This window comes from Nocardia callitridis, assembly GCF_039543305.1.
In the GTDB taxonomy this organism is placed as follows: domain Bacteria; phylum Actinomycetota; class Actinomycetes; order Mycobacteriales; family Mycobacteriaceae; genus Nocardia; species Nocardia callitridis.
The window spans coordinates 34,096-57,637 of the sequence record NZ_BAABJM010000001.1; the positions used below are offsets into that span (position 1 = coordinate 34,096).

Sequence of the window (23,542 nt, forward strand, 5' to 3'; positions counted from 1 at the left end):
CGGTTTCTACCAGCAGCACCGGCTATTGTTCGGCATTCACCTGGCGTGTTCGCCAGACGAATGCTGACGCAGGTCTGTGACGGCGTCGGCGGCTGTTGCGTCGACTCGCAGCAGCTCCGACATCGACCTGCGTAACCTGCGGGGCAGATCCGGTGCCACCGTCGAGAAATACGCGTACAACCACTCCGAGCGCGCCGCGAGGAAGGGAAAATCGGTGCTCATCATCTTGCGAATCACCAGCATCGGTAGCGGCGCGTCCAGCGGGTGGAAATCCCGGTTCCACAAGCCCGATACCGCGCAGCCGGGATAGAACTGGCCGAGCATCAATCCCCGCTCGACCACACCGCTCTTGCGCGCGAGATGCGCGGCGTCGATCGACTCGTAGCCGGTGAGATCGGGAAATACAGTGACAACCGCCATGATTCGCGGCCGCTCGGCACCGGCGTCGACTTCTCGATAGACCTCGACGGCATCGTCTACTGCCTCGGCCATGGCATCGGCGGTGGGTTCCCCTGGCACCACCGACGCCCACAGTGTGTGCTCGGTGATCGCCCTCCGCACGAACGGACACACCGGGCCGTCGCGGCCCAGGTTCGGGTCCGGCGCGGTCAGTTGCGCACGGAAGTAGGTGTCGAGTGCCTCGGCACAGTGGTGCCGCGACGCCCAGTCAGCGGGATCGTCGTAGATGTCACGCCACTCGATCCCGGTGCGTACGCCGCGGCGCGCACTCACGGCAACGCGCTTCCCACCTCAGGTACGTCGGCGAGGCGCTCCAGGTGCGCGGCCAGAATCGGCCCGATCCGCGCGACGACCTCCGTATTGGTGAGCTGCGCGTGCGTCGCGTCCACCGGGTGTTCGACCAACTCTCCGGTGACGAAACGTCGCCAGATTTCCGCGCCGAACAGCTCGGTCATGCCTCGGGTGGCGGAGAAATACACCAGGTCACCGTCGAACACGCCTGGTCGGTACCCGTGGGCGAGCGCCACCGCGTCGACATAGCCGCGATGCAAGCGGGTCAGCTGCGCGGCAGTGAGCCCGCTGCCGAACGACGCACCGGCCCTTGCCAACTCCTCGGCCGCCTCGTCCGCGGTGAGTTCCGGCAGTTGATCGGCATCGTCGGGCTCGTCGCCGAGCAGGTGAGTGACCAGGTCGCGCATGCGCGGCACCGGCGGCGGGTCGGCGGCCTCGGGGACGATGACACTGTCGAGCATGGCGACCATCGCCACCGCGGCGCCGCGCGCCCGCAGCCGGATCGCGATGGCATGCGCGATCTGCCCGCCGAGCGACCAACCGAGCAGGTGATAAGGACCATCGGGCTGCACCAGAACCATGGCCTCGACATAGGCATCGGCCAACTCATCGATACTGGTCCGTTGGGCCGAATCGGCTGCCGGCGTAGACTCGGCGGCACCGATTTGCCCCGCTGCACCCGACCGCCCTCCGGGCCGCGGCGACCCACCGGACTCGCCCCCGTCAGCCCGCAGACGTTCCCCGACTGGCTCGCTCACGACGGGGTCCTTTCCCGAACCGCCGGACTCGCGGACATCTGTCGGGCTCGCCGACGTCAACCCGGTCGCACCGACGCCTCCGCGCGTACCGGTCGAACCGTGAAGTCGCGCAGACGTACCAGCAGACTCGTGCCCGTCAGCCGACTCGTTGACGGGTCGGCTCACTTCGGCAGCACTTCCCGACCCACTGGGTTCAGCACCGTCCGCCGGGCGCACCGATGCCGATCCGCCCGCACCGACACCTTCCTGCGCACCGGTCGAATCGTGGCGACGCGACGCACCAGCGGATTCGCCTCCGGCAGCCGACCTGCATTCCGCGCCTGGCGCGCTCGCGGGGGCGCCACTTCTCGGTCTCCCTGGCTCGTCGACTTCTGCCGAGCTCGTAGAGGTCAGCCCGCCCGCACCGACGTCAGTGCGCGCACCGGTCGAATGGTGCAAGCGAGGCGAGGTCGCCGTAAGGTTCGGCGCTTGCAGGCCGTAGACAGGGCGGTCGGTGATGTGTCCGGCCAATCCCGCGTAGCACCACGCCAGCGGGACGGCGGAGTGCACGCAGAACAAGGGTTCTCGTGTGCCGTTGCGGCGCAGGGTGAGTAGCACTCCTAGCGCGTCGTCGTCGGGGCCGTCGTCGTCGGGCGAGTACCCGTCGATTTTCGCGGCGAGCTCGCCCACCGTGGGTGTGGAATAGAGCCAGCGCACCGTGACCGGAGCGTGCGAGGCTGCCGCCAGCTCAGCCGAAACCGCCACGCCGGACAGCGAATTGCCGCCGAGTTCGAAAAAATCGTCGTCGAGCCCAACTCTCGGCTGCTCGGTGGCGCTGGCGATGCGCTCGGCGACCAGTCGTTGGGTCGCAGTCTCCGGTGCGCGATATCGTCGCGGCGCGACCGTCGGCGACGGCAGAGCAGAACGGTCCAGCTTGCCGTGTGCCGACACCGGCAGTCGATCGATCTCGACCAGTACCGACGGCACCATCGCAGCGGGCAATGTCGCGCGTAACGCATCCACGGTGGCGCGCGCGTCGAACGAACGCCCTTCGGCCACAACCACATAGCCCACCAGGCGGGCATGCGGTGTTCCCGCGTTCACGATCGCCACCGCGGCCTGCGCGATCTCCGCGCGCGCGAGGAGGACCGATTCGATCTCGCCCGGCTCGACGCGCCGGCCACGCAACCGCAGTTGGCCGTCCACCCGCGCGAAAAATTCGAAGGCGCCCCCGTGCCCGGCCCCCACCAGGTCACCGGTGCGGTAGAGCCGGTCGCCGACACCGAACGGATCGGCCACGAACCGCGTCGAGGTGCGTTCCGGGTCGTCGCGGTACCCCTCGGCGACACCAGGACCGCCGAGATACAGTTCGCCGCGTCCACCGGGCGGCACTCGCGTGAGCCGCGAATTCAACACCACCGCACGCACTCCCGGCAGCGCGTGACCGATCGTCACCGGCTCCCGCGCCACCATCGGCACGGTCTGGGTCGCCATCACGGTGGTCTCGGTGGGGCCGTAACCGTTGAACAGCCGCACGTGCGGCGCCCAGGTCGCCACCAGTTCCGGCGGGCATGCCTCACCGCCCACCACCACCGCTTCCAGTCCGGGGACCTCGTCGGGGGACAAGCCCGCCAATACCGCGGGCGTGGTGAGGAAATGGGTGCATCCGGTCGCGCGGATCACCTCGATCAGCTCGGCGCCCGCCAGCGTTGACGCCGGGGCGATCGCGGCGACCGCTCCCGCCGCGAAGGCCGCGAGGAGTTCGAGCAGATGGGCGTCGAAGGAGGGGGCGTGCGCGTGCAGCACCACTGAACTACGTTGCACACCATAGTGTTCGGTGAGGTAGGTGGTGAGCGACCCCAGTCCACGATGGGTGACCACCACCCCTTTCGGCGCTCCACTGGTGCCGGAGGTGTAGATCAGATACGCGGGATGCCCCGGCCGCAACGACCTCGGGCGCTCACCATCTCCGATCACCCCGGCCGAATGTCGCCCGACCCGACCCGCCATCCGGTCGTCATCGAGCACCAGCCAAGCCACACCCCACCCCACCGAGTTTTCGCGGGCGAGACGATCAGCACTGTCGGCACGAACAGCATCACCCGCCGAAGCGCGGTCGGCGAAACCGGCCGAACCCACCCGTTCGGAACCGTCGGCATGGTCGGCATGGTCCGCATGGTCTACGGGAGCAGCGCCCGCCCGTTCATCAGTGCCGGAACAAACTGACTCTGTGCAGTCACCACCGTGCGCCCGAGGACCGCCATCACCGTTGTCGACCAGACCGTCGGTGTCAGACCTTGCAATGTGGTCGGCGCTGGTCCGGTGCGCGTCGTCGGCGCGGATGACCCGTTCAGCGTGTTCGACGTCGACTCGGTCGTTGTGGTCCGACCCGGCACGCGTACCTCGTGCGCCCTGTTCGGCCTGGGCAGCGCGGACGACCGGACCGATGCCGGGATCTGTTCGTTTTACCGCGAAACCAGTGGCACACGGTAAGCGGTCACGGACCCCTGTGATGGTAAGCCCCTGCCGTGCACCGGAATCCGCGATGATCGTGGCGATTCGCTCGACGGGGTCGGCGGGGTCGACCGGGACGAATCCCGCGCCGGTTTTGCTCACTGCCCAGAGCGCCAGCACTGATTCGAGCGATCGGGGGACGACGACTGCGACGAATTCACCGGGACGGGCACCACCGGCCATCAGTTCCCGCGCCCAGCGCGCAGAGCTCTCGTCCAGTTCGCGATAGGTGAGCGTGCGTGCGCCGTCGCGTACCGCGACGGCGTCGGCGCTGATATCCGAAAGACCCGAGCGCAGCAGATCCGGCAGTAATCGACCATCGCCCGGTATGACCCGTGGGACGGAATCCTCCACCGGCACGGCCAGATCCGCTATGGCGCAGTCGGATCCGGCAGCGAGGAAACCGGCGAAGTAGTCGAGGAACATCCGGTGCTGCCAGGCCAGGGTGCTCGGCGAATAACGTGCGGGATTGGCCTGGAAGTCGATGCTGACACAGCTCGCGTCCGGGCCCGCCTGATACCCGTTGACCAGCAGATCCTCCACCGGGCCGAGTGAAAGCAACCGAGCCTGCCCGGTCAACGGTCCGAGGCGGAAGGGTTCGACGAAGCCGAGCACATTGACCACCGGCCCGAACCCGCCCCGCACCGCAGTGCGCTGCCCACGGTCGCGCTGGATGTCCTCGTACGGGTACCGCTGATGCCGCAGCGCGCCGATCACGCGCGAACGCACCTGCGCGATCACCGCACCCGTGGTCGCGGTGTCCAGGCCGGTCAGTCGCAACGGCACCACATTCGACATCGATCCGGCCGACCGGCGCAGCGCCGCGGTCGGTCTCGCGGTAACCGGCAGTGTCATGCTCGCCTCGTCCGAGCCCGACATCCTGGCCAAGTAGCAGGCGAATGCCGCGATGGTCAGCTCCGGGAAGGTGGCGCCGTGACTGGTCTGCGCGGCGGCCAGCGCGGCGGCGGTCGCGGCATCCAGGGTCGCGGTGACGCGATGCGGTCGGGGACTCGGGGCGGCAGGCTGTCCTGCCAATCCGGTCGGATCCGCCCCGGCGCGCTTTTCGAGCCAATACGCGCGGTCGGCCTCGGCGCGTGCCGAACTTCGATAGGCGTCCTCATCGGCGAGGATCTCCGAAATGGTCAGCGCACGAACAGTTTCGGGGGAAGTGGTCGTGCGTTCGCGCGGAGTCGAGCGCTCGGGGACCGATCGGCGCGCGGAGTCCGCCGCCGTACCGCGTACCGCGTCCGCGGCGGGGACATGGTCGGCGGAGCGCCATAGCACCCGCCCGGTCGGCAAACGACGTGCGCGCATTGAACGATTGCCGGGCTCGTGGCGGGCACCGGCCGTATCCGACACCGCGGCACGGTAATACGCGCCGGTGCGGCGCAAGACCGCCGCGGCACCGACACCGTCGAGCACCATGTGGTGGCTGCGCAGATAGAGCAGGTGCCGGTCCGGCGCGATCACGAAGAGGGTCGCGACGGTGAGCGCGTCGGCGCACGGGTCGAGCGGACTGTCGTGATCGGATTCCATCCGCGCCAGCGCGGCGGCGAACGGCTCGGCCTCGGCGCGCACGTCCTCGACCAGCACGGGAAGCTCCGACTGCGAGTCGACATACTGGCGAGGACACCCGTCGACCACGTGGAAGCGCAGTTGCGGCGATTCGAGTTCGCGGGCCGCGCGCCGCGCCGAATCGACCATCGCGGTCAGATCGAGCGAGCCCGCCAAATCGAGGTACATCGCGACGGTGAGTGGCACCTCGGGCGCCAACTGCTGCGCCGCCCACCAGCGCGCCTGCGCCGTGCTCAGCGGATAGCTCCCCGCGCCAACGGCATCCGGACCGCGCACGACCTCCGCGCGGACCACGCGCTCTCGCCTCGGAGTGTCGCGCGGTAGCGACTCCCGTGCGGCCACCGCGTGATTCGGGGCCGCGTCCGTCGGCACCTCGTGAATCGGCATCGCACGATTCGACACCTGATGTTCGGCCACCGCGATCTCGCCTACTCGGCCGCGATCGTGCCCTGGCGAACAGGTGGTGCCGTGATCTGCTTCCGTCAACACGCCTCCCTGGGGTTCGGAAGCTCACTGCTGAAACGTAGTCGGGAGCAAACCTACGGCATCCAAGCACAGACATGGGGCTATTCACGAGCAATCGAAGCGATACGCGCCGCGCGCGACCGGCGAATGGCCGCCACGCGAGGTCGATGCTCACCGCGCGTGCGTGCGGTCCAGTTCGTGCACGGCACTGCGATAACGCTCGGCGATCAGCCCGACCACCGAGCGATGAACGCCGATCGGCGCGGCGACACCGTCGGCCTCCGCCTCGGACAACCGCTGCTGGAACAGGCCGTGCGAGAGCAGGTAGGACGCGACAAAGACTCGCTTACCACCCGAAACACGGAGCGCGGCAACACTGTCCCCGACGGTGGGCGCACCGGTGGCGATGTATCCGACGGTCGGCTCGACACCGAGACGCGCACCGAGCAGCCCGGCCGCGCGTCGAACGTCCGCGCGCGCACGCGCATCCGAAGAACCCGCCGCAGCGAAGACCACCTCGTCACCGGGCCGCCACCCCACGGCAACCAAGCGCAGATGCTGCACGCGCGCCAGCGCGGGATCCGGTCCCATGGCCGGGGTGACCACGACGCCGGGGTGTCCGCTCTCGGCCACCGCGCGCGGCACATCGTGATACACGTGATAGCCGGAGGCGAGAAAAGCGGGCACCGCGACGGCCTCGGAGCCGCGCTCGGCGAGATCGCGCAGCACCTCCGCCGGAGACGGCCCCAGAACGTCGACGAAAGCCGTACGCACACAAGGAGTTCGCGCACCACCCGGGGAGCTGGCGGCCAGCTCACCGGTAACGGCCTCGGCGAGACGCGCGATCAACGCCACCCCCTTGGTACTCCTGGTTCCATGCGCGATGAGAACCAGGGCGGGCGCGTTCACCAGGTCCCCGCGGCCTGCACAGCACGCACAGCGGACTGCGCCCCCGGCGTGTACGGCGGATCCGCGACCTGCACCCGCACCCCGTGGTCGCCACACTCCGCGGTGTCCAGCGCGTCCATCGCGATCCGGTACCCCCGCTTCACGACGGTCTGAATCACCTTCGGCGCGCCGAGTCCCGCACGCAGTCGCGCGATGGCCGTCTCCACGGCGTGGGTGTCCGCACCGCCACCGGGCAAGGCCGCGAGCAGGTTCTCCCGGGAAACCACCCGGCCGGGCTGCCTGGCGAGCGTCCGCATCAATGCCATCGGCGCCGGCGCCAACTGCCGGACCTCGCCGTCGACCACCACGCACCCGCCGCGCACGCTGATCGTGTGTCCAGCGGCGTAGATGCGGTTGGCTCGACGCGGCAGTTCCTCGGCGACATGTCGTGCCAGCGCGCCGAGCCTGGCCCGGTGCGGCATCGAGGTCGGCACGCCGAGTTCCTCCAACGGTGCGGCGGTGATCGGGCCAACACAGGCGGGCAGAACGCGCGTGCGCAGCGCGTGCAGCAGGCCGTCGAGCACCCCGGAATCCTTGGCGCGCATCAACATCGACGCCACGGCGGGCGCACTGGTGAAGGTGACGCAGTCCAGGTTCGCGGTGAGGATCGCCTCGATCAGCTGATCCATCGGCCCGCTGTCTTCCGGCGGAATCCACCGGTACACCGGCACGGCGACGACATCCGCGCCCGCACAACGCAATACCTCACAGAAGTCGGGGATCGGCTCCCACTCGGTGGTCGCACCGTGCAACTGCACGGCGATCCGAACACCCTCGACGCCCTCGGCCAGCAGATGATCGAGCACCTCGGCGGAGGACTCCGAGGCAGGTGACCACTCCTCCCGCAGCTCAGCGGCGCGAATCGCCCCCTTGGCCTTGGGGCCGCGTGCCAACATCCGTGCCGTGGCGAATGTGTCGCGCAAGGGTTCGGCGAGGCCCCAACCCTCGGCGGCTTCCATCCATCCTCGGAAACCGATTCCGGTGGTAGCCACCACGATTCGCGGTGGATCGACGATGAGCTGACGGGTCACCCTCGTCAACTCGGTGTCATCGACCAGCGGAATGATCCGAATCGCGGGCGCCGAGACAACGGTGGCGCCACGGCGTTCCAGCATCGTCGCGAACTCGACGGCCCTGCGCGCGGCCGTGATCCCCACCGTGAAACCGGCGAGGCCGGCACCCGTGTCGAGTGGCGTCATGGGATCACCCGCCCGTCGCGGCGTGCTCGAGCGTGATCGGCTCGTCGGACACCGAGACGATTCCGTCGTCCACCCGCACGGCGAACACCGGCAAGCTCAACGCGGGATCGTCGAGGCACTGTCCGTCCTCGAGCGAGTAGACCTGCTTCAACAACGGCGAGGCCAGCACGGGAACACCCGCGCGATCGCCGACGATCCCGCGCGACATCACCGCCGCGCGACCGGCAGGATCGATATTGCCCACCGCGTAGAGCACGCCCGCCTCGGTACGGATCAGCGCCGCCTGCCGTCCACCGCGCAGCAGGACCGCCACCCCCCTACCCGCGATCAGGTGGTCAAGAAGGCAGGCCCGCGTCCACCGCGGGATCGTGCGCCCCACGCTGCTCCCGGTGCGGCTCTCGTCGTTCTCGATATCGATCACGGTCATGGCTGTCATCCTCCAAACGCCCTACTCATTGCTACCCGCGTGCTGTTGCTTCCGAGTTAAGCCATCATTTCGGGCGGGTACCCGCCGCGACCTCGGGGAGGCCGAGCAGCACGGGAACCTTGCGTTCGCCGCTGTCGTCGAAGGCGATCGTCGGATCGGACTGCTCCGGCGCGTTGACGAAAGACACGAAACGCGACAGCTTCTCCTCATCGTCGAGCACCTCGGCCCATTCGTCGCGGTAACCGGCCACATGCGCGGCCATCGCGGCCTCCAGATCCTCGGCGATACCGAGACTGTCGGCGCAGATCACCTGGGTGAGGTGCTCGAAACCGCCGTCGAGTGATTCCTGCCACGGCGCGGTGCGCTGTAGCCGGTCGGCGGTGCGAATGTAGAACATCAGGTACCTGTCGATGTATTTGATCAGGGTCTCGTCGTCCAGCTCGCCGGCGAGCAATACCGCGTGCTTGGGCGTGAGTCCGCCGTTGCCGCCGACATACAGGTTCCAGCCCTGCTCGGTGGCGATCACGCCGACGTCCTTGCCGCGCGCCTCCGCGCATTCGCGCGCGCACCCCGATACCCCGAGCTTGATCTTGTGCGGCGAGCGCAGGCCGCGGTAACGCTTCTCCAGCCGCACCGCCATTCCCACCGAATCCTGTTGGCCGTAGCGGCACCAGGTGGACCCGACGCAACTCTTCACCGTGCGCAACGACTTGCCGTAGGCGTGCCCGGATTCCATGCCCGCGTCGACGAGACGTCGCCAGATCAACGGCAACTGGTCGACCCGCGCACCGAACATGTCGATGCGCTGACCGCCGGTGACCTTCACATACAGGTCGAATTCCGCGGCCACCTCGCCGATCGTGATGAGCTGCTGCGCGGTCACCTCGCCGCCTGGCATCCTCGGGACCACCGAGTACGTGCCGTTCTTCTGCAGGTTGGCCAGGAAGTGGTCGTTGGTGTCCTGCAACGCCGCCTGCTCGCCGTCGAGGATGTGTTCGCTCGAGGTCGAGGCGAGAATGGAGGCGACCGTCGGCTTGCAGATATCGCAGCCGCAACCCTTGCCGTACTTGGCGATCAGGCCGGAGAACGTGCGGATTCCGGTGACCTCGACGATCTGGAACAACTCCGAACGCGACTGCTCGAAGTGCTCACACAACGCCTTCGACAACGCGACACCGGACTGTTGCAGCAGCTTCTTGAGCATGGGAACGCAACCACCGCACGAGGTTCCGGCCGAGGTGCAGCTCTTCACCGACGGGATGTCGCACGCGCCCTCGGTGATCGCCGAGCAGATCGCGCCCTTGGACACGTTGTTGCATGAGCAGATCTGCGCGTCGTCGGGTAGTGCGTCCGCACCGAGTTCGGCGCCGGCGGGCGAGATCAGCGCCGCCGGTTCGGCAGGTAGCGGGCGGCCGACCAGCGGACGTAAGGCCGAATACGCCGTCGCGTCACCGACAAGAATGCCGCCGAGCAGGGTCTTCGCGTCGTCGGAGACCACCAGCTTCGCGTAGGTGCCCTTGGCCGCGTCGTGCAGCACCACCGAGAGCGCGCCCTCGGTCGCGGCGTGCGCGTCACCGAAACTCGCGACGTCGACGCCGAGCAGCTTGAGCTTGGTCGACATGTCGGCGCCGGGGAATTCGCCCGCACCGCCCAGCAGCCGGTCGGCGACGATCTCCGCCGTGGTGTAACCGGGCGCGACCAGGCCGTAGCAAGCGCCCTCGACGGCGGCGCATTCACCGATCGCCCAGATATTCGGGTCGCTGGTGCGCAGCCCGAGATCGGTGCCTACGCCGCCGCGTGGCCCGAGTTCGAGCCCGCTGTCGGCGGCGAGTTGGTCGCGCGGTCGTACTCCGGCGGAGAAGACGACCAGCCCGGCGTCGATCACCGAGTCATCCGACAGCGTGACGCGCACGCCGCTGTCGGTGGCTTCGATTCCCGAGGTCGCGACCCCGGTGTGTACCTCGAGCCCGAGCGCGCTCACCAGACCGGCGAGCACGGCGCCGCCACCCGCGTCGATCTGGGCGGGCATCAGTCGTGGATTGAATTCCACGACGTGCGGGGTGATCCCGAGCAGACGAAGGGCATTCGCCGCCTCCAGTCCGAGCAACCCACCACCGACCACGACACCGGCGGCACCGGGACCCGCCCTGTGCGCGGCGGCGCGGATGCCGTCCAGATCATCGAGGGTCCGATAGACGAAGCAGGCATCCAAGTCGTGGCCAGGTACGGGCGGCACGAACGGATACGATCCGGTCGCCAGCACCAACGCGTCGTAGGCGATGGTCTCGCCGGTGGCGGTGCGCACCTCGCGCGCCTGCCGATCGATCGTCTCGACACGCGCACCAAGCCGAAGTTCGACCAGGTCGTCGCCGTGATAGTCGTTGCCGGGCAACGCCAATGCCGCGGCATCCCAGGTCCCGACATAGGACGAGAGACCGACGCGGTCGTAGGCGGGCAGTGCTTCCTCACCGAGCACCACGACCTGCCAGCGCCCTTCGGTGTCGCGCGCTCGCAACGCTTCGACGAAGCGATGTCCGACCATTCCGTGGCCGACCACCACCACGGTCTCGCGCTGTCCGAAGTCAACTGCGCCGTTCATGCGTGGCCTCCCAAAATCCGGTTGGCCCCACGGTAGGAAACGGGTATTGCCGCCATGCTGCGCGAAATGTCGGTCAAGTCAACGCTTGCTCACCCGCCGTGGTGACAACGGGTGAGCAAGCGTGCGCTCAGTCGAGCCGAGGTGCGCCGTGCGGGGTCACCAGGTGTCTTCGAGCACGCGCGGCTTGCAGGCCTGCCAAGCGCCGATCAGCAAGACCACCACCGAGAGGTAGAGCAGGCCGAACGGCACCACCCAGCCGTCGGTGAGCGAGTGCAGTACACCGAACAACAGCGGACCGATGCAGGCCACCGCGTAACCGAGGCCCTGGGTGTATCCCGAGAGCGCGCTGGAGCCGTTCGGCGTGCGGGTGCGCAGGTTGATCAAGGTGAGCGCCATCGGGAAGGTGCTCGGCCCGAGCCCGACGATCACCACCCAGAGCACGGGCGCGCTCATCGGCGCCACCAGCAGTCCGGTGAAGCCGACGACGAAGCAGAGCACGCAGGCCACCACCACCGGGAACGGGTTGCGGAACCGCGTGACCACCGTGGGAGCGCTCAACGCGGCGACAAGACCGACCATCGAGAACACACCGACCATCGCGCCGCCGAATCCCGCGCTGGCGCCGGCGTCGCCGAGGATCGTGGGAATCCAGGTGAACATGGCGTAGGTGTTCAGCGAGGTCATGCCGAACATGCCCGCCATTCCCCATGCCAACGGCGAGCGCCAGATCTTGCCTTGCGCGGGGGCGTCGTCGGCCATCGCGGTGGTGTCGGCACGATCGCGTCCGCGCTTGCCGCGCAGCACACCGAGCCACGGCACGACGGCCACGAAGCCGAGCACCGCCCAGATACCGACCGAGAATCGCCACCCGTATGCCTCGGCCAGCGGCACCGCCGCGAAGGCCGGTGCGATGGTGCCGAGCTGGACCATCACGATGTACAGCGAGCTGACCAGCGCGACCCGGTCGGGGAAATACCGCTTCACCAGCGGCGGAACCACCACATTACCGATGCCCATACCCGCCAACGCGACACCGGACAGCACGAGCAGTAACGCGGTGTCGGACACCAGAACCCTGCTGAGCATGCCGATACCGGCCAATGACATCGCCACGAGCGCCGTGCGTTCCAGGCCGAGCGAGCGGGTGATCGTCGGGGTGAGTACGCCGAACACCGCGAACATCGCGGTGGGGATCATGCCGAAAACACCGACGATGGCGGTGCCGTACCCGATGTCCTCGCCGATCCTGGCGGCCAACGGACTGAACGAGGTCACCGCGAGGCGCAGGGTCGCCGCCGAGGCGACGATGGCCGCCAGGACCAGCAGCCGACCCTCGATGAGCCCGCGCTTGCGCTGGCTGATCGCGTCGGCGGGTGTGGTCTCAGCGGAATGCTCTGCGGCCCGAACGGTGGAAGTCACCGGGAAATCATAGGATGACCGGATGATATGAGGCAACGCGATGTGATGAGCGGTACCCTTGCCCGGTGCAACACGTCCGCCGCACCAGCCTCATCGCCCAAGTAACCGAACAGCTGCGCTCGGAGATTCATTCCGGAAACTGGCCCGTCGGCTCGCGCATCCCCACCGAACCCGCGCTCACCGAGCTCACCGGGACCGGGCGCAATACCGTGCGCGAGGCGGTCCAAGCACTGGTGCACGCGGGCATGCTGGAACGCCGCCAAGGCTCGGGCACCTACGTGATCGCCACCTCCGACCTCGGCGGCACGCTCACCAAATACTTCGCCGACGCCCAGGACCGCGACATCCTCGAACTGCGCCTCGCGCTCGACACCAACGCAGCGGCGCTGGCCGCGCGCCGCCGCGACGACACCGACGTGGCGACGCTGACCCGCCTGCTCGCCGAACGCCAACGCGCCTGGGATGCGGGCGATCCCGACTCCATCGACGCCGACGTGCAACTGCACCGCGCAATCGTCGTCGCCAGCCACAACGCGGTATATCTGGAGTTCTACGATTCGCTGTTGCCCTCGATCGAGAGCGTGATCCGCGCCAACAGCTCCGCCTCGCGCGACAATTACGACCAGGAACACGCCGACCTCGTACAAGCGGTGATCGACAGCGACCCCGAGGGGGCGGCCAAGGCCACCCGCTGTTTCCTCGACGCCTTGATCGCCGGGTACCCGGACGCGCGATAAGACCTTCACCACCGCCGTCGCGCGGCTGTGAGTCGAATGTGCCCGAAACGTCATCCGAGGCCACGGGCAGGCAACAACAGCTGCCTACTTTGTCCTGATGACCGTCGTAACAGCCGAAACCCGCACCGCATCGCCGACGTTCACGCACCGTAAACGCGGACGCTGGCTCGACCATTGGGAACCGGACAATCCGCGCTTCTGGGAATCCGGAGCCGACAAGACCGCGCGCAAAAACCTCGGTCTTTCGGTATTCGCCGAAAACCTCGGATTCAGCATCTGGGTGATCTGGGGCACCGTCGTCACCAGTATGGGCGCGGCGGGATTCGATTTTCTCGCCGGACTCGACAGGGGCGACCCGGTGGCGGTAAGCAACGCGCTGCTGCTCACCTCGACACCGACCCTCGTCGGATCGGTACTGCGCGTTCCCTACACCTTCGCCATCCCGAAATTCGGCGGCCGCGCGTTCACCACATTCAGCGCGGGGATGCTGCTCGTCCCCACCCTCGGCCTCGCCTATTTCGTGAACCAGCCCGAGACACCGTTCTGGGTATTCATGCTGCTCGCCGCCCTCGCCGGATTCGGTGGCGGCAATTTCTCCTCATCGATGGCCAATATCTCGTTCTTCTTCCCCGAGGGAAAGAAAGGCGCCGCGCTCGGCATCAACGCGGCCGGCGGCAACCTCGGCGTCGCACAGACCCAGCTCGCGCTCCCGCTGCTGGTCACCCTCGGCACGCATCTCACCGCGAAGGACGCCGCGGGCTACCGGTTCGGCATCACCCTGTCGGTGCTGGTCTGGGTGCCGTTCATCCTGGCCGCGACGTTCGGCGCCCTGCGCTACATGGACAGCATCAGCACCGCGAAATCCGACGGCCGGTCCTATCGACTCGCCTTGACCAGCCGCCACACCTGGATCATGTCAGTGCTCTACGTCGGCACCTTCGGCTCGTTCATCGGGTTCTCGTTCGCCTTCCCGACACTGATCAAGGCCAATTTCCCGGATCTCGCCCAGATCGGCTGGATCACCACCCTCGGCAACCTGGCCTTTCTCGGCGCCCTGGTCGGCTCGTTCAGTCGCCCCTTCGGCGGCTGGATCTCCGACAAAGTCGGCGGCGCCCGAATCACCGTGTACGCGCTGCTCGGCATGGCGGTGGCCTCGGCACTGATCATCGCGGGACTCGGCCTGCGGAGTTTCCCGCTGTTTCTCGTGTCGTTCCTACTGCTGTTCGTGCTGACCGGCATAGGCAACGGTTCGACCTACCGGATGATCCCGTCCATCTTCAACGCCGAGTCCGTCGCACGCGCCGAAGCCGAGGGCATCGACCCGGCCACGGCGACGGCTTCGGCACGCCGCCAGGCGGGGGCCGCGATCGGCGTCATCGGCGCGATCGGCGCCTCCGGCGGCTACGTCCTCCAACAGGCACTTCGCTTGTCCAACATCAACTTTCACAGCATGACACCGGCCTTCTGGGCCTACGCCGCCGCGTTCCTGCTGATGGCGGGCCTCACCTGGTGGTTCTATCTGCGGACCACGTTCGCGACCGAACGGGTTGCCTCGCTCGCCTACGCGAACGTCTGAGCCCTCACAGGGTGAACCGCACCATGTCGGCGGTCCTGGCAAGACCGGGAAACGCCTCCGGCGTCGAACGCGGGTGCAGCGCATGCACCGCGAGACGGAAAATGGTGGCCCGCAACAACATCTGCGGCCACTCGGGCAGGTCCGCCCAGCGATCGAGCAGGCCGTCGTCGGCACCACCCCAGGCCAGCGCATCGATCACGATCACCCCGGCCGCCCACGACGCCGGGCGCCAATACGGCGTGATGTCGGTGAGACCGGGGGTGGCCGCACCCGCGAACAGCACGGTGCCGAAGAGGTCACCATGTACCAATTGTGGTTCGGCGCGCACCGTTTTGCGCAGCGTCGCCAACTGGCCGATCAACTCGATGCTGCGCTTGCCGTCCGGCGACGTCGTCGGCAACGGTCCGCCCGCGCGCAGGCTGCGCAACGGAACCGCCTCCCACGCGGCGCGATCCGCGGCGACGAACACATCGACATCCACCCACGGCGCCACCGGCGGTTGCACCAGAAACCGTGGACGCTCCAGTCCGGCGGTGGCCTCGTGCAGCCGCAACGACACCGAAACCACCTCGTCGTAGCGCGCTTCCGGCGCACCGTCGACGAAAGTGTCCGCACGCCAACCCGACACGACATAGCGACCGTCGGTCGCGCGCACCGGACGGGCCAGCCGCAGCCCGTCCACCTCCAGCGTCTCGCGCACCTTGGCCGACCAAGCCGCCCGCGCGTGATCGGCGACCGGGCTCAACACCACATCCCCCAACCGCCAGCCGCCCTCCCAGTCGGCCAGCGCGATCGGGGTCACTTCACGCAAACCGAACGTGGCACGAACGTGCTCGGGAGGTTCCAGGGAAGTCACGGGCCGTACGGTACCGCCGGTAGCGGCGGTATTCGGGTGCGGCGCGCTGCGTTTTCCTCGGCTGTGTCCGAGACAGCGCGCCGTCAACGGTGTGTCGGGGTGGCGCCCAGCCTGCCGGTCAGTACACCGGCAGCGAAGGATCGATCTGACGCGCCCACGCCACGATGCCGCCCTGCAGGTGCGTCGCGTCCGAGAAACCCGCCCGCTTGAGCGCGGCCAGCGCCTCCGCCGAACGGATGCCGGTCTTGCAGTGCAGCACGATCGGTCGGTGTTGCGGCAGCTCGGAAAGCGCCTCGCCGGAAAGGATTCGGTCCTTCGGCACCAGCGTGGCGCCGTCGATGTGCACGATGTCCCACTCGACCGGTTCGCGCACGTCGATGATCGCCACGTCCTTGCCCGCGTCGATCAGGTCCTTGAGTTCGCGCGCGGTGACCGTCGAGCCCGCCGCCGCCGACTGTCCTTCTTCGGAGACCACACCGCAGAACGCCTCGTAATCGATCAGTTCGGTGATCGGCTGACGCTCGGGGTCGCGGCGCAGCTTGATGGTGCGGTAGTTCATGTCGAGCGCGTCGTACACCATGAGCCGACCGAGCAGCGGTTCGCCGATCCCGGTGATCAGCTTGATCGCCTCGGTCACCATCACCGAACCGATCGAGGCGCACAGCACCCCGAGCACGCCGCCCTCCGCGCACGAAGGCACCATTCCCGGCGGCGGCGCCTCCGGGTACAGATCCCGGTAGTTCAGGCCGCGACCGTTCGGCGCATCCTCCCAGAACACCGAAACCTGACCCTCGAACCGGTAGATCGAACCCCACACGTACGGCTTGCCCGCCAGCACCGCCGCGTCGTTGACCAGGTAGCGGGTGGCGAAGTTATCGGTGCCGTCGACGATCAGGTCGTACTGCGCGAACAGTTCGACGGCGTTCTCCGGCTCCAACCGAATCTTGTGCAGTCGCACGTCGATTCCGGAATTGATCTCCAGGATCGAGTCGCGCGCACTGTCGGCCTTGGGGCGGCCGATATCGGATTCACCGTGAATGACCTGGCGTTGCAGATTGGAGGCGTCGACCTCGTCGAACTCGACGATGCCGAGCGTCCCGACCCCCGCCGCGGCCAGGTACAGCAGAGCGGGCGAGCCGAGCCCGCCCGCGCCGATCACCAACACCTTGGCGTTCTTCAGCCGCTTCTGTCCGTCTACGCCGAGATCGGGAATGATCAGGTGCCTGCTGTAGCGGGCGACCTCGTCGTTGGTCAGCTCCGCGGCGGGCTCGACCAGCGGCGGCAGGGACTCAGGTGATGACACGTCCAGCACTCCTCGAATCGATGGGGTCGATCGCGTGGTACAACACCCGCGGCCAATCCGTTCTTCCCACCATCGTCGCGTGCCGGCTACGACCTCAGGCCCTCGGGTACGGCCAGGGATTGAATCGACAGTTCTTACCGTCCATCGGGACGACACCGTGCGGATCCAGGACGGCGATGTCGTTGTTCTCGGTGCCGAAGGTTTGTTGCATCATGATCGGCGCGAGGCCCCCGTCGACCTCGCACGGCTGGTGCTGGTGATAGCCGATCGCGTGCCCGACCTCGTGGTTGACCTGATACTGCCGGTAGGAACCGATGTCACCGTCGAACGCCGGCGCGCCACGCACCCACCTGGCCTCCGACAACACCACCCGGTCGAGGTCGGCGTTGTAGCACGACGAGTCGATCGGGATCTCGAACCCGCAGGACTTGCGGGTGGTGGCGCGTGAGGTGAGCGAAACCCGAAAATCGGTATCGCCCTGGTCGACCCGGAGGAACGCGAACTTCGTGTCGTGGGTCCAGCTCTTGGGGTTGGCCAGGGTCGATTCCACCAACGTGGCCACCGACTGGTCGCCGCCGTAGCCGGAGGTGTCGACCCCGTCCTCGATATCCACGCTGTAGCGGAACACGAATTGGCTGCCCGTACCGATCTGCGCACTGGTACCCGGCACCACATGCCAAGCGCCGGAACCGGTTTCGGTGAACGGACCGCCGTCGGGTAGCGCACCGGTCGGCAGATCGGTGGGAAACGGCTCGTCGCCCGGCGGCGCACCGATGATGCCCCCGGCGGCCGAATCCGTGCTCAACTGTCCGATTCCGGGAGCGCCATCGTCCGAGGAGCCGGTGTCGGGGCTGCGCACCGCGTCGACGATGACCAGCACCGTCACCGCGAGCAGCACGGGAAGCGCGTACGCCCGCCACCCGTAGGTGGACACGAATCTGCCCAGCGCGCTTTGCTTCTTGGTGTCACGGTCAGGACGGGGGCGCGCCCTCCCCTCGGTCTCCGACGTCGGATCCCACGCGGCCCGTAGCGGCTCGTGCGGGTTCGGCCGCTGCTCGTAAAGGCCCAGCGGATCATAGATTTCGACGCCGTCCTCGCGAGCACGATAAGCCGTGATGGCTCGCCCGCCGCCTGCTTCGACGGAGCCGCGCACGCCGGAACCAGCGGATCGGCGCGAAGCGCGCCTGCCGCCGGACGGCCTTTCCGGTCGGTCGGTCACGCATAACAGGGTCTCACAGGCCCATATGGCTGATTACGGGCGCACCGTGCCATCGGGGATCGGTGCGACATATCTCACCGAGAGGCCCCGGTTATTCCAACCCCGCTCCGACACCGGGTGGTAACCGAGTATCGTTCTCGGGATACCCGGTGTACAAACCTTTTCTGCCCGGGAATCGACTGGGAGAGCCGAACAATGACTGACCTCGTGGACCGGATGACGACCCGCAAATCGTCGCCCGAACCCACCAAACGCGGCACCCGGCTTCCGCGCGAGGAGCGACGTCAGCAGTTGCTAGTGGCGGCCAGTGAGATCTTCGTGCAGCGTGGCTATCACGCTGCGGGGATGGACGAGATCTCACAGTGCGCCGGGGTCAGCAAGCCGGTGCTGTATCAGCACTTCACCAGCAAGCTGGAACTCTATCTCGCGGTGCTCCAGAATTACGTCGACATGCTGGTGTCGAGTGTCCGCCAGGCGCTGCGCTCGACCACCGACAACCGCCAGCGCGTCCGCGCCGCGGTGCAGGCGTACTTCGATTTCGTCGACAACGAGATGCAGGGCTTCCGGTTGGTGTTCGAATCCGACCTGATCAGCGAGCCGCAGGTGCAGCGGAGGGTGGAGCAAGCCACCGAAGCCTGCGTCGACGCGGTGTTCGATCTGGTCGCCCACGACTCGGGCCTCGACCCGTACCGCGCGCGGATCTTCGCGGTGGGCCTGGTGGGTGCCAGCCAATTCACCGCGCGCTACTGGCTGGAGGCCGACCGGCCGATCCCCAAGGAGGACGCTGTCGATACGACGGTGGGTCTGGCCTGGGGTGGTCTTTCGCACGTGCCGCTGCATCCGGCGGATGCCTCCGCCTGGGATCTGTAGCACTCGTCGCAGACAAGCAATACAGTGCGAGCCCTGAAGCCGATCGGCTTCAGGGCTCGCACTGTATTGCGCGGAGTTCGGTGGGGGTAGGTCCTCGCCTACCAGCCAGCGGCCTCAGACAGCGGCGAAGCCGACCCGTCCACCCGCGGGTGAACCGATCTCGACGTAGGAGATCTTCGCCGACTGGATCAGGAACTTGCGTCCCTTCTCGTCGACCAGCGTCACCACGGCGTCGCCGCCCAGCGCCGACGACACCAGCTTCTCGACCTCGTCCGGGGTCTGCGAGCTGTTGATCACGAGCTCACGCGGGCTATCCGAAATACCGATCTTGACCTCCACGGCCAAACCTCCGAACGTAAGAGTCCTGTGCTTGTCGGACCCCAGGTTATCCGAGCACGACCCGGCACAGGACACGGCCGCCTGCGCTGTGCGCGAACAGGTGCGGGCAAACCCGAGAGCGCCCGCGGCCTGGGTCAGGACGCGGGCTCGACCAGCTGAATTTCCAGCTCGATCTTCACGGCGTCGCTCAGCATGCCCGGCATCGGGCCGCCGACGCCGAGCTCGGTGCGCTTGACGGTGCCGGTGGCGGAGAATCCCGCGTGCCGGTCGCCGGTCGGGCCGAATTCCTGCACGCCACCCCATTCGACGTCGAGGGTGACCGGCGTGCTCGCGGAGCCGAGTGTCGCGGTGCCTTCGACCTCGAAGCTCTCGGCGAGCGCCACCGGGCCGTTGGCACGGAAGGTCAGGGTCGGCCGGTTCTCGACGTCAAGGAAGTCCGCGTTGCGGATGTGCGCGTCACGGTCGGCATTGCCGGTGTCGAACGAGTCGAGGTAGATGGTCGCGCCGATGGTGGCCTCACCCTTGTCGTCGACCAGGAACTCGGTCTCGAAGCGGTTGAATCCACCACGCACCTTCGAGATGCCGAGGTGTCGGATGGTGAAGGCGACCGAGGAGTGCGCGGCGTCCAGCGCCCACGGTCCGGTCTTCAGTGCGGAAGCGGTCTGCGAGGAACTTGTCATGCCATCGACCTTAACGGACCACGGTCCGATAACCAGACCGCCGTTATCCTGGCTCTATCAGGTCTGGGATAAATCGGGCCGCGTCGCGCAGAGTAGTAAGGACGTGCACAGCAGCGATACGACAACACCCGTCCACGAAACAACGGCAGGATCGACGCCACCATGACTCGAAACGCACTCGGGGAATTCCTCACCGCGCGCAGGGCCGCCCTGCGCCCCGAGGACGTCGGTCTCCCGGGCGGCGGCCGGCGCAGAACACCCGGCCTGCGCCGTGAGGAAGTCGCGGTGCGTGCCGGTGTCAGCGCGGATTACCTGGCTCGGCTCGAACAAGGCCGCGACAACAACCCCTCGCTAGCCGTGCTGGAGGCACTCTCATCCGCACTGCTGCTCAACCCCGAGGAACATCACCATTTCAGCCTGCTCGCCATGGTCGCGGGTAACGAATCCCGTTGTCCACGAGACCAGTCCGCCGATATCACGGTGCCGGAGACCATCGAGACCGTGCTGCGCGCGTTGGCACCGACCCCGGCCTTCGTCACCGGGCGTCGGCTGAACGTCCTCGGCTGGAATCACGCGTGGGAGCGGTTCGTGACGCCGTTGGGTCTGCTCGACGGCGACCAGCGACCCAATCTCGCCTGGTACACGTTCATGGATCCGGCGGCGCGGTCGGTGCTGCGCAATTGGCCGGAGGTCGCCGATTTCTTCTGCGCGACGCTCAGCCGAGCCGCGGCACGGTGGCCACGCGACAACGCGCTCACCGAAACGATCGATATGCTGCGCCACAGCCCGGAATTCGACCGGCGCTGGCAGCCACATCGGGTGAGCGCGCCGCTGTCGGGATCGCTGCGGCTGGAGCACCCCGTCGCCGGACAGGTCGAGGTGCCGTTCGAAACACTCCGTGCCGATCACGACCACAATGTCGTCGTCTGGTTGACCGATCAGGCCCAGATCCAGGCGCCGAACCTACGGCTGGTCCCCGATCGCGCCGTCAACGAGTAAGGCGCCGATCGACATCGGCCACCCAACGTGGGGTCACCCAACGCTCGAGTGCGTCGAATGCCCCGCGCGTCAAATACCCAGCGTCGCCATGCGTTCGGCGTGGCTGTCCTGCATCCGCTCGAACAACGCGGCGATGCCGTTGAGATCTCCGGTCGCGGCCAGCACCAGATCGGTCAGCTCGTCGCGTTGGGCCATCACGTACTGCGCCTGCGTGATCGCCTCACCCAGCAGCCGCCTGCCCCACAGGGTCAGCCGGTCGCGCTCGGAACGGCTGACCTCGACCGCGCGCCGCACCTCCTCCACCACGAACTCGGAGTGGCTGGTCTCGGCGAGCACATCGCGCACAACGGCGGCGACATCAGGGGTCAGCGCTCCGGCGATCTCGTTGTAGAAGTCGGCGGCGATACCGTCGCCGACATAAAACTTCACCATCGACTCCAGCCAGGTCGAGGGATCGGTGGAGCTGTGGTAGGCGTCCAGCGCGCGCACGAACGGCGCCATCGCGTCGTAGACGTCGACACCGCGTGCGGCGAGCGCGGATTCGAGCGTGGTGAAGTGCCCCATCTCGGCGGCCGCCATCTTCGCCACCGCGACCTTGCCACGCAGGCTCGGGGCCGATTCGGCCTCCTCGGCCAACCGATAGAACGCGGAGATCTCACCGTAGGCGAGCACCGCGAACAGGTCGGTGACACCCGGATCACTCGGCGGGACAGCTGAATTCACCGAATCGGAAGACACATCGACACCTGGCGCGGAAGGTGACTCTACTGGCATAGCCCACAGCCTAGTACTCGAAGATGTCCGTGGGATTCAGCCGAAGTGCGCGTTCCGCGTCGATGCCAAGAATTCGTCCAGGTAACGCCAGGTGGTCCGCGCGGCACCGGGTCCGGTGAGGATACCGAGATGGCTGCCCGGCGCCGTTTCGTAGCGCACACTCGCCGCACCACGCAGCGTCCTCGTCCCCGCCGCGACGGCCGAGGCCGGTGTGATCGCGTCCTCGGTTCCGCCGACCAACAGCACGGGCGCGGTCACGTCGGCCAACGCGATCCGCCGCGACCCGAACTCGATGACACCGCGCCCGAGATCGTTGTGCAGTACCCAGCGACCCCACAACTGGCCGTAGAAGCGGCCGGGATAACCGGGCATGTCTGCCATGAATCGGTCGATCGTCGTCATCCTGGCCAGCCGCTCGGTGCTGGCGAGATTGCTCGCGATGAACCACGGCCTGGTGAGTTCCCGCTCCAGCGCGGTCGCCCGGTAGGCGAGGCGGGTGAACGTGGCCGGCACCCCACCCACCGCGCGGACCAGCGTCGAGACGCCGAGTCCCCTCGTGAGCGTTGCCGCCGCACGCAATTGCGGGATGCCGGTCAGTTCGGTGTAGTCCAGCGGGGAACCGACCGCGGCGATCGAGCGGATCGGCAACTCGGGATGCGCGGCGGCGGTCAGCAATGCCAAGGTGCCGCCGAGCGACCAGCCGACCAGGTCCACCGGCGCGCCGCCCTGATCGGCGCTACTGCGCAGCACCGCCTCGGGCAGGATCTCGTCGATCCAGTCCTCGACGCCCATCCTGCGGTCGGCGAAGGAAATGTCCCCGTAGTCGACGACGTAGGGTTGGCGGCCGGTACCGAGCAGGAACCTGGCGACGCTCTGGTCGGCGCGCAGGTCGAAGCAGCTGGCCGGGGCCGCGAGCGGCGGAACCAGCAGCACACCGACACCCGGCTGCGCCGTGGTCGGCGCACCGTCGTCGGCGCCTTCGAAACGACGTAACTGCCGGTGCGGCTCGTCCCAGAGCACCGTGGTCGGCGCGGGATCGGGCTGCTCGACGCCGGGACCGAAGGTGAGTGCCCACGCGTTGCGCGCGGCGACGCTCATGGTGTCCGCGATGCTCACGATCGCACCTCGTCGACGCTGTCGGCGGCGGAGCGCGTCGCACGGATTCGGTCGACGCCGCCGCTCGGCGGGGCTACGGTTCGGTCGCACACACCCAAGAATGTCTCACATTCCGGTACTCGGAGTAACGGTCAGTGCCGCGTGCTCCCGGTCACTGTCGCCATCGCCACCGCTGACTCGGTGTGCGCCGAAATCCCACCGCGCGCTCGCGGCGCCGTAACCACGATCACGATTTTCACCCGACCGCGCGCCCGGACCCAATTGCTCTGTCGCGCACCACCCGTCGCGGAGTACATCGGGAAACGGCACGTCGATTCGCACAATTTCGGCCGAGGCAATTCGAGCCCGGCACAATATCACGCTACAATCGTTGCGGACAACGAAGAACATCGCTCGACCGAACAGGCAGATCGCACCGCCGACCGGGCACCGAGCGAGAG

18 protein-coding genes are annotated in these 23,542 nt (G+C 67.6%); 4 read left to right on the top strand and 14 right to left on the bottom strand.

Annotated features, from left to right (window positions below; all coding sequences use genetic code 11):
- Nucleotides 1-36: 36 nt before the first annotated feature.
- From ABEA50_RS00130 to ABEA50_RS00160, 7 genes are all read right to left on the bottom strand, one after another.
- Nucleotides 37-732 (bottom strand): DUF6875 domain-containing protein, encoded by a 696-nt coding sequence (locus tag ABEA50_RS00130; RefSeq protein WP_345492877.1) that lies wholly within the window; start codon nt 730-732, stop codon nt 37-39.
- Nucleotides 729-6,062, bottom strand: coding sequence for an AMP-binding protein (locus tag ABEA50_RS00135; RefSeq protein ID WP_345492878.1), 5,334 nt, complete (start codon nt 6,060-6,062; stop codon nt 729-731). Before ABEA50_RS00135 ends, ABEA50_RS00130 begins: the two co-directional genes overlap by 4 nt.
- Before the next feature lie 150 nt (nt 6,063-6,212).
- Nucleotides 6,213-6,950 carry a sirohydrochlorin chelatase gene (locus tag ABEA50_RS00140; protein ID WP_345492879.1) on the bottom strand — a complete coding sequence of 246 codons (738 nt, stop codon included), beginning with the start codon at nt 6,948-6,950 and terminating at the stop codon, nt 6,213-6,215.
- Entirely contained in the window at nt 6,947-8,188 is a 1,242-nt protein-coding gene (locus ABEA50_RS00145) for a uroporphyrinogen-III synthase (RefSeq protein ID WP_345492880.1), read from the bottom strand. The genes ABEA50_RS00140 and ABEA50_RS00145 overlap by 4 nt, the downstream gene beginning before the upstream one ends.
- A gap of 4 nt (nt 8,189-8,192) precedes the next feature.
- The gene (gene nirD, locus ABEA50_RS00150) at nt 8,193-8,615 is read right to left on the bottom strand and encodes a nitrite reductase small subunit NirD (protein WP_345492881.1); all 423 of its coding nucleotides are present in this window, start codon (nt 8,613-8,615) and stop codon (nt 8,193-8,195) included.
- A 64-nt stretch (nt 8,616-8,679) separates the two neighbouring features.
- Complete coding sequence (gene nirB, locus ABEA50_RS00155; protein WP_345492882.1) at nt 8,680-11,214, bottom strand: nitrite reductase large subunit NirB; 2,535 nt, start codon at nt 11,212-11,214, stop codon at nt 8,680-8,682.
- 156 nt (nt 11,215-11,370) lie between these two features.
- Complete coding sequence (locus ABEA50_RS00160; protein WP_345494583.1) at nt 11,371-12,576, bottom strand: MFS transporter; 1,206 nt, start codon at nt 12,574-12,576, stop codon at nt 11,371-11,373.
- Nucleotides 12,577-12,698: 122 nt separating this feature from the next.
- Between ABEA50_RS00160 and ABEA50_RS00165 the strand changes: the two genes are divergently transcribed.
- The gene (locus tag ABEA50_RS00165; RefSeq protein WP_345492883.1) at nt 12,699-13,370 is read left to right on the top strand and encodes a FadR/GntR family transcriptional regulator; all 672 of its coding nucleotides are present in this window, start codon (nt 12,699-12,701) and stop codon (nt 13,368-13,370) included.
- Between the two features lie 97 nt (nt 13,371-13,467).
- Nucleotides 13,468-14,946: an MFS transporter gene (locus tag ABEA50_RS00170; protein WP_345492884.1), complete on the top strand. Its 1,479-nt coding sequence runs from the start codon at nt 13,468-13,470 to the stop codon at nt 14,944-14,946.
- A 4-nt stretch (nt 14,947-14,950) separates the two neighbouring features.
- On the opposite strand, the gene ABEA50_RS00175 is transcribed toward ABEA50_RS00170, so the two are convergent.
- The 3 genes from ABEA50_RS00175 to ABEA50_RS00185 all read right to left on the bottom strand — a co-directional run bounded on the left by ABEA50_RS00175 (nt 14,951) and on the right by ABEA50_RS00185 (nt 18,324).
- On the bottom strand, nt 14,951-15,802 hold the full coding sequence (locus ABEA50_RS00175) for a TIGR02569 family protein (RefSeq protein WP_345492885.1): 852 nt from the start codon (nt 15,800-15,802) through the stop codon (nt 14,951-14,953).
- 118 nt (nt 15,803-15,920) lie between these two features.
- On the bottom strand, nt 15,921-17,105 hold the full coding sequence (moeZ, locus tag ABEA50_RS00180; RefSeq protein ID WP_345492886.1) for an adenylyltransferase/sulfurtransferase MoeZ: 1,185 nt from the start codon (nt 17,103-17,105) through the stop codon (nt 15,921-15,923).
- A 94-nt stretch (nt 17,106-17,199) separates the two neighbouring features.
- Nucleotides 17,200-18,324, bottom strand: a complete 1,125-nt coding sequence (locus ABEA50_RS00185) for a DUF3152 domain-containing protein (protein ID WP_425577492.1) — start codon at nt 18,322-18,324, stop codon at nt 17,200-17,202.
- Nucleotides 18,325-18,519: 195 nt separating this feature from the next.
- Here ABEA50_RS00185 and ABEA50_RS00190 point away from each other — a divergent pair, with 195 nt between their 5' ends.
- Nucleotides 18,520-19,194 carry a TetR/AcrR family transcriptional regulator gene (locus ABEA50_RS00190; RefSeq protein ID WP_345492887.1) on the top strand — a complete coding sequence of 225 codons (675 nt, stop codon included), beginning with the start codon at nt 18,520-18,522 and terminating at the stop codon, nt 19,192-19,194.
- Nucleotides 19,195-19,308: 114 nt separating this feature from the next.
- Here ABEA50_RS00190 and ABEA50_RS00195 read toward each other — a convergent pair whose 3' ends face one another.
- Nucleotides 19,309-19,533: a DUF3107 domain-containing protein gene (locus ABEA50_RS00195; RefSeq protein ID WP_345492888.1), complete on the bottom strand. Its 225-nt coding sequence runs from the start codon at nt 19,531-19,533 to the stop codon at nt 19,309-19,311.
- 134 nt (nt 19,534-19,667) lie between these two features.
- A complete protein-coding gene (locus ABEA50_RS00200; RefSeq protein ID WP_345492889.1) occupies nt 19,668-20,213 on the bottom strand; it encodes a YceI family protein in 546 nt (181 codons plus the stop codon).
- 162 nt (nt 20,214-20,375) lie between these two features.
- Here ABEA50_RS00200 and ABEA50_RS00205 point away from each other — a divergent pair, with 162 nt between their 5' ends.
- Entirely contained in the window at nt 20,376-21,212 is an 837-nt protein-coding gene (locus ABEA50_RS00205; RefSeq protein ID WP_345492890.1) for a helix-turn-helix domain-containing protein, read from the top strand.
- Between the two features lie 69 nt (nt 21,213-21,281).
- Here the strand turns inward: ABEA50_RS00205 and ABEA50_RS00210 are convergent, their stop codons facing one another.
- Together ABEA50_RS00210 and ABEA50_RS00215 are read right to left on the bottom strand one after the other, a co-directional pair.
- Nucleotides 21,282-21,986, bottom strand: coding sequence for a ferritin-like fold-containing protein (locus ABEA50_RS00210; RefSeq protein ID WP_345492891.1), 705 nt, complete (start codon nt 21,984-21,986; stop codon nt 21,282-21,284).
- Nucleotides 21,987-22,022: 36 nt separating this feature from the next.
- Nucleotides 22,023-23,102: an alpha/beta fold hydrolase gene (locus tag ABEA50_RS00215; RefSeq protein WP_345492892.1), complete on the bottom strand. Its 1,080-nt coding sequence runs from the start codon at nt 23,100-23,102 to the stop codon at nt 22,023-22,025.
- Nucleotides 23,103-23,542: the final 440 nt, after the last annotated feature.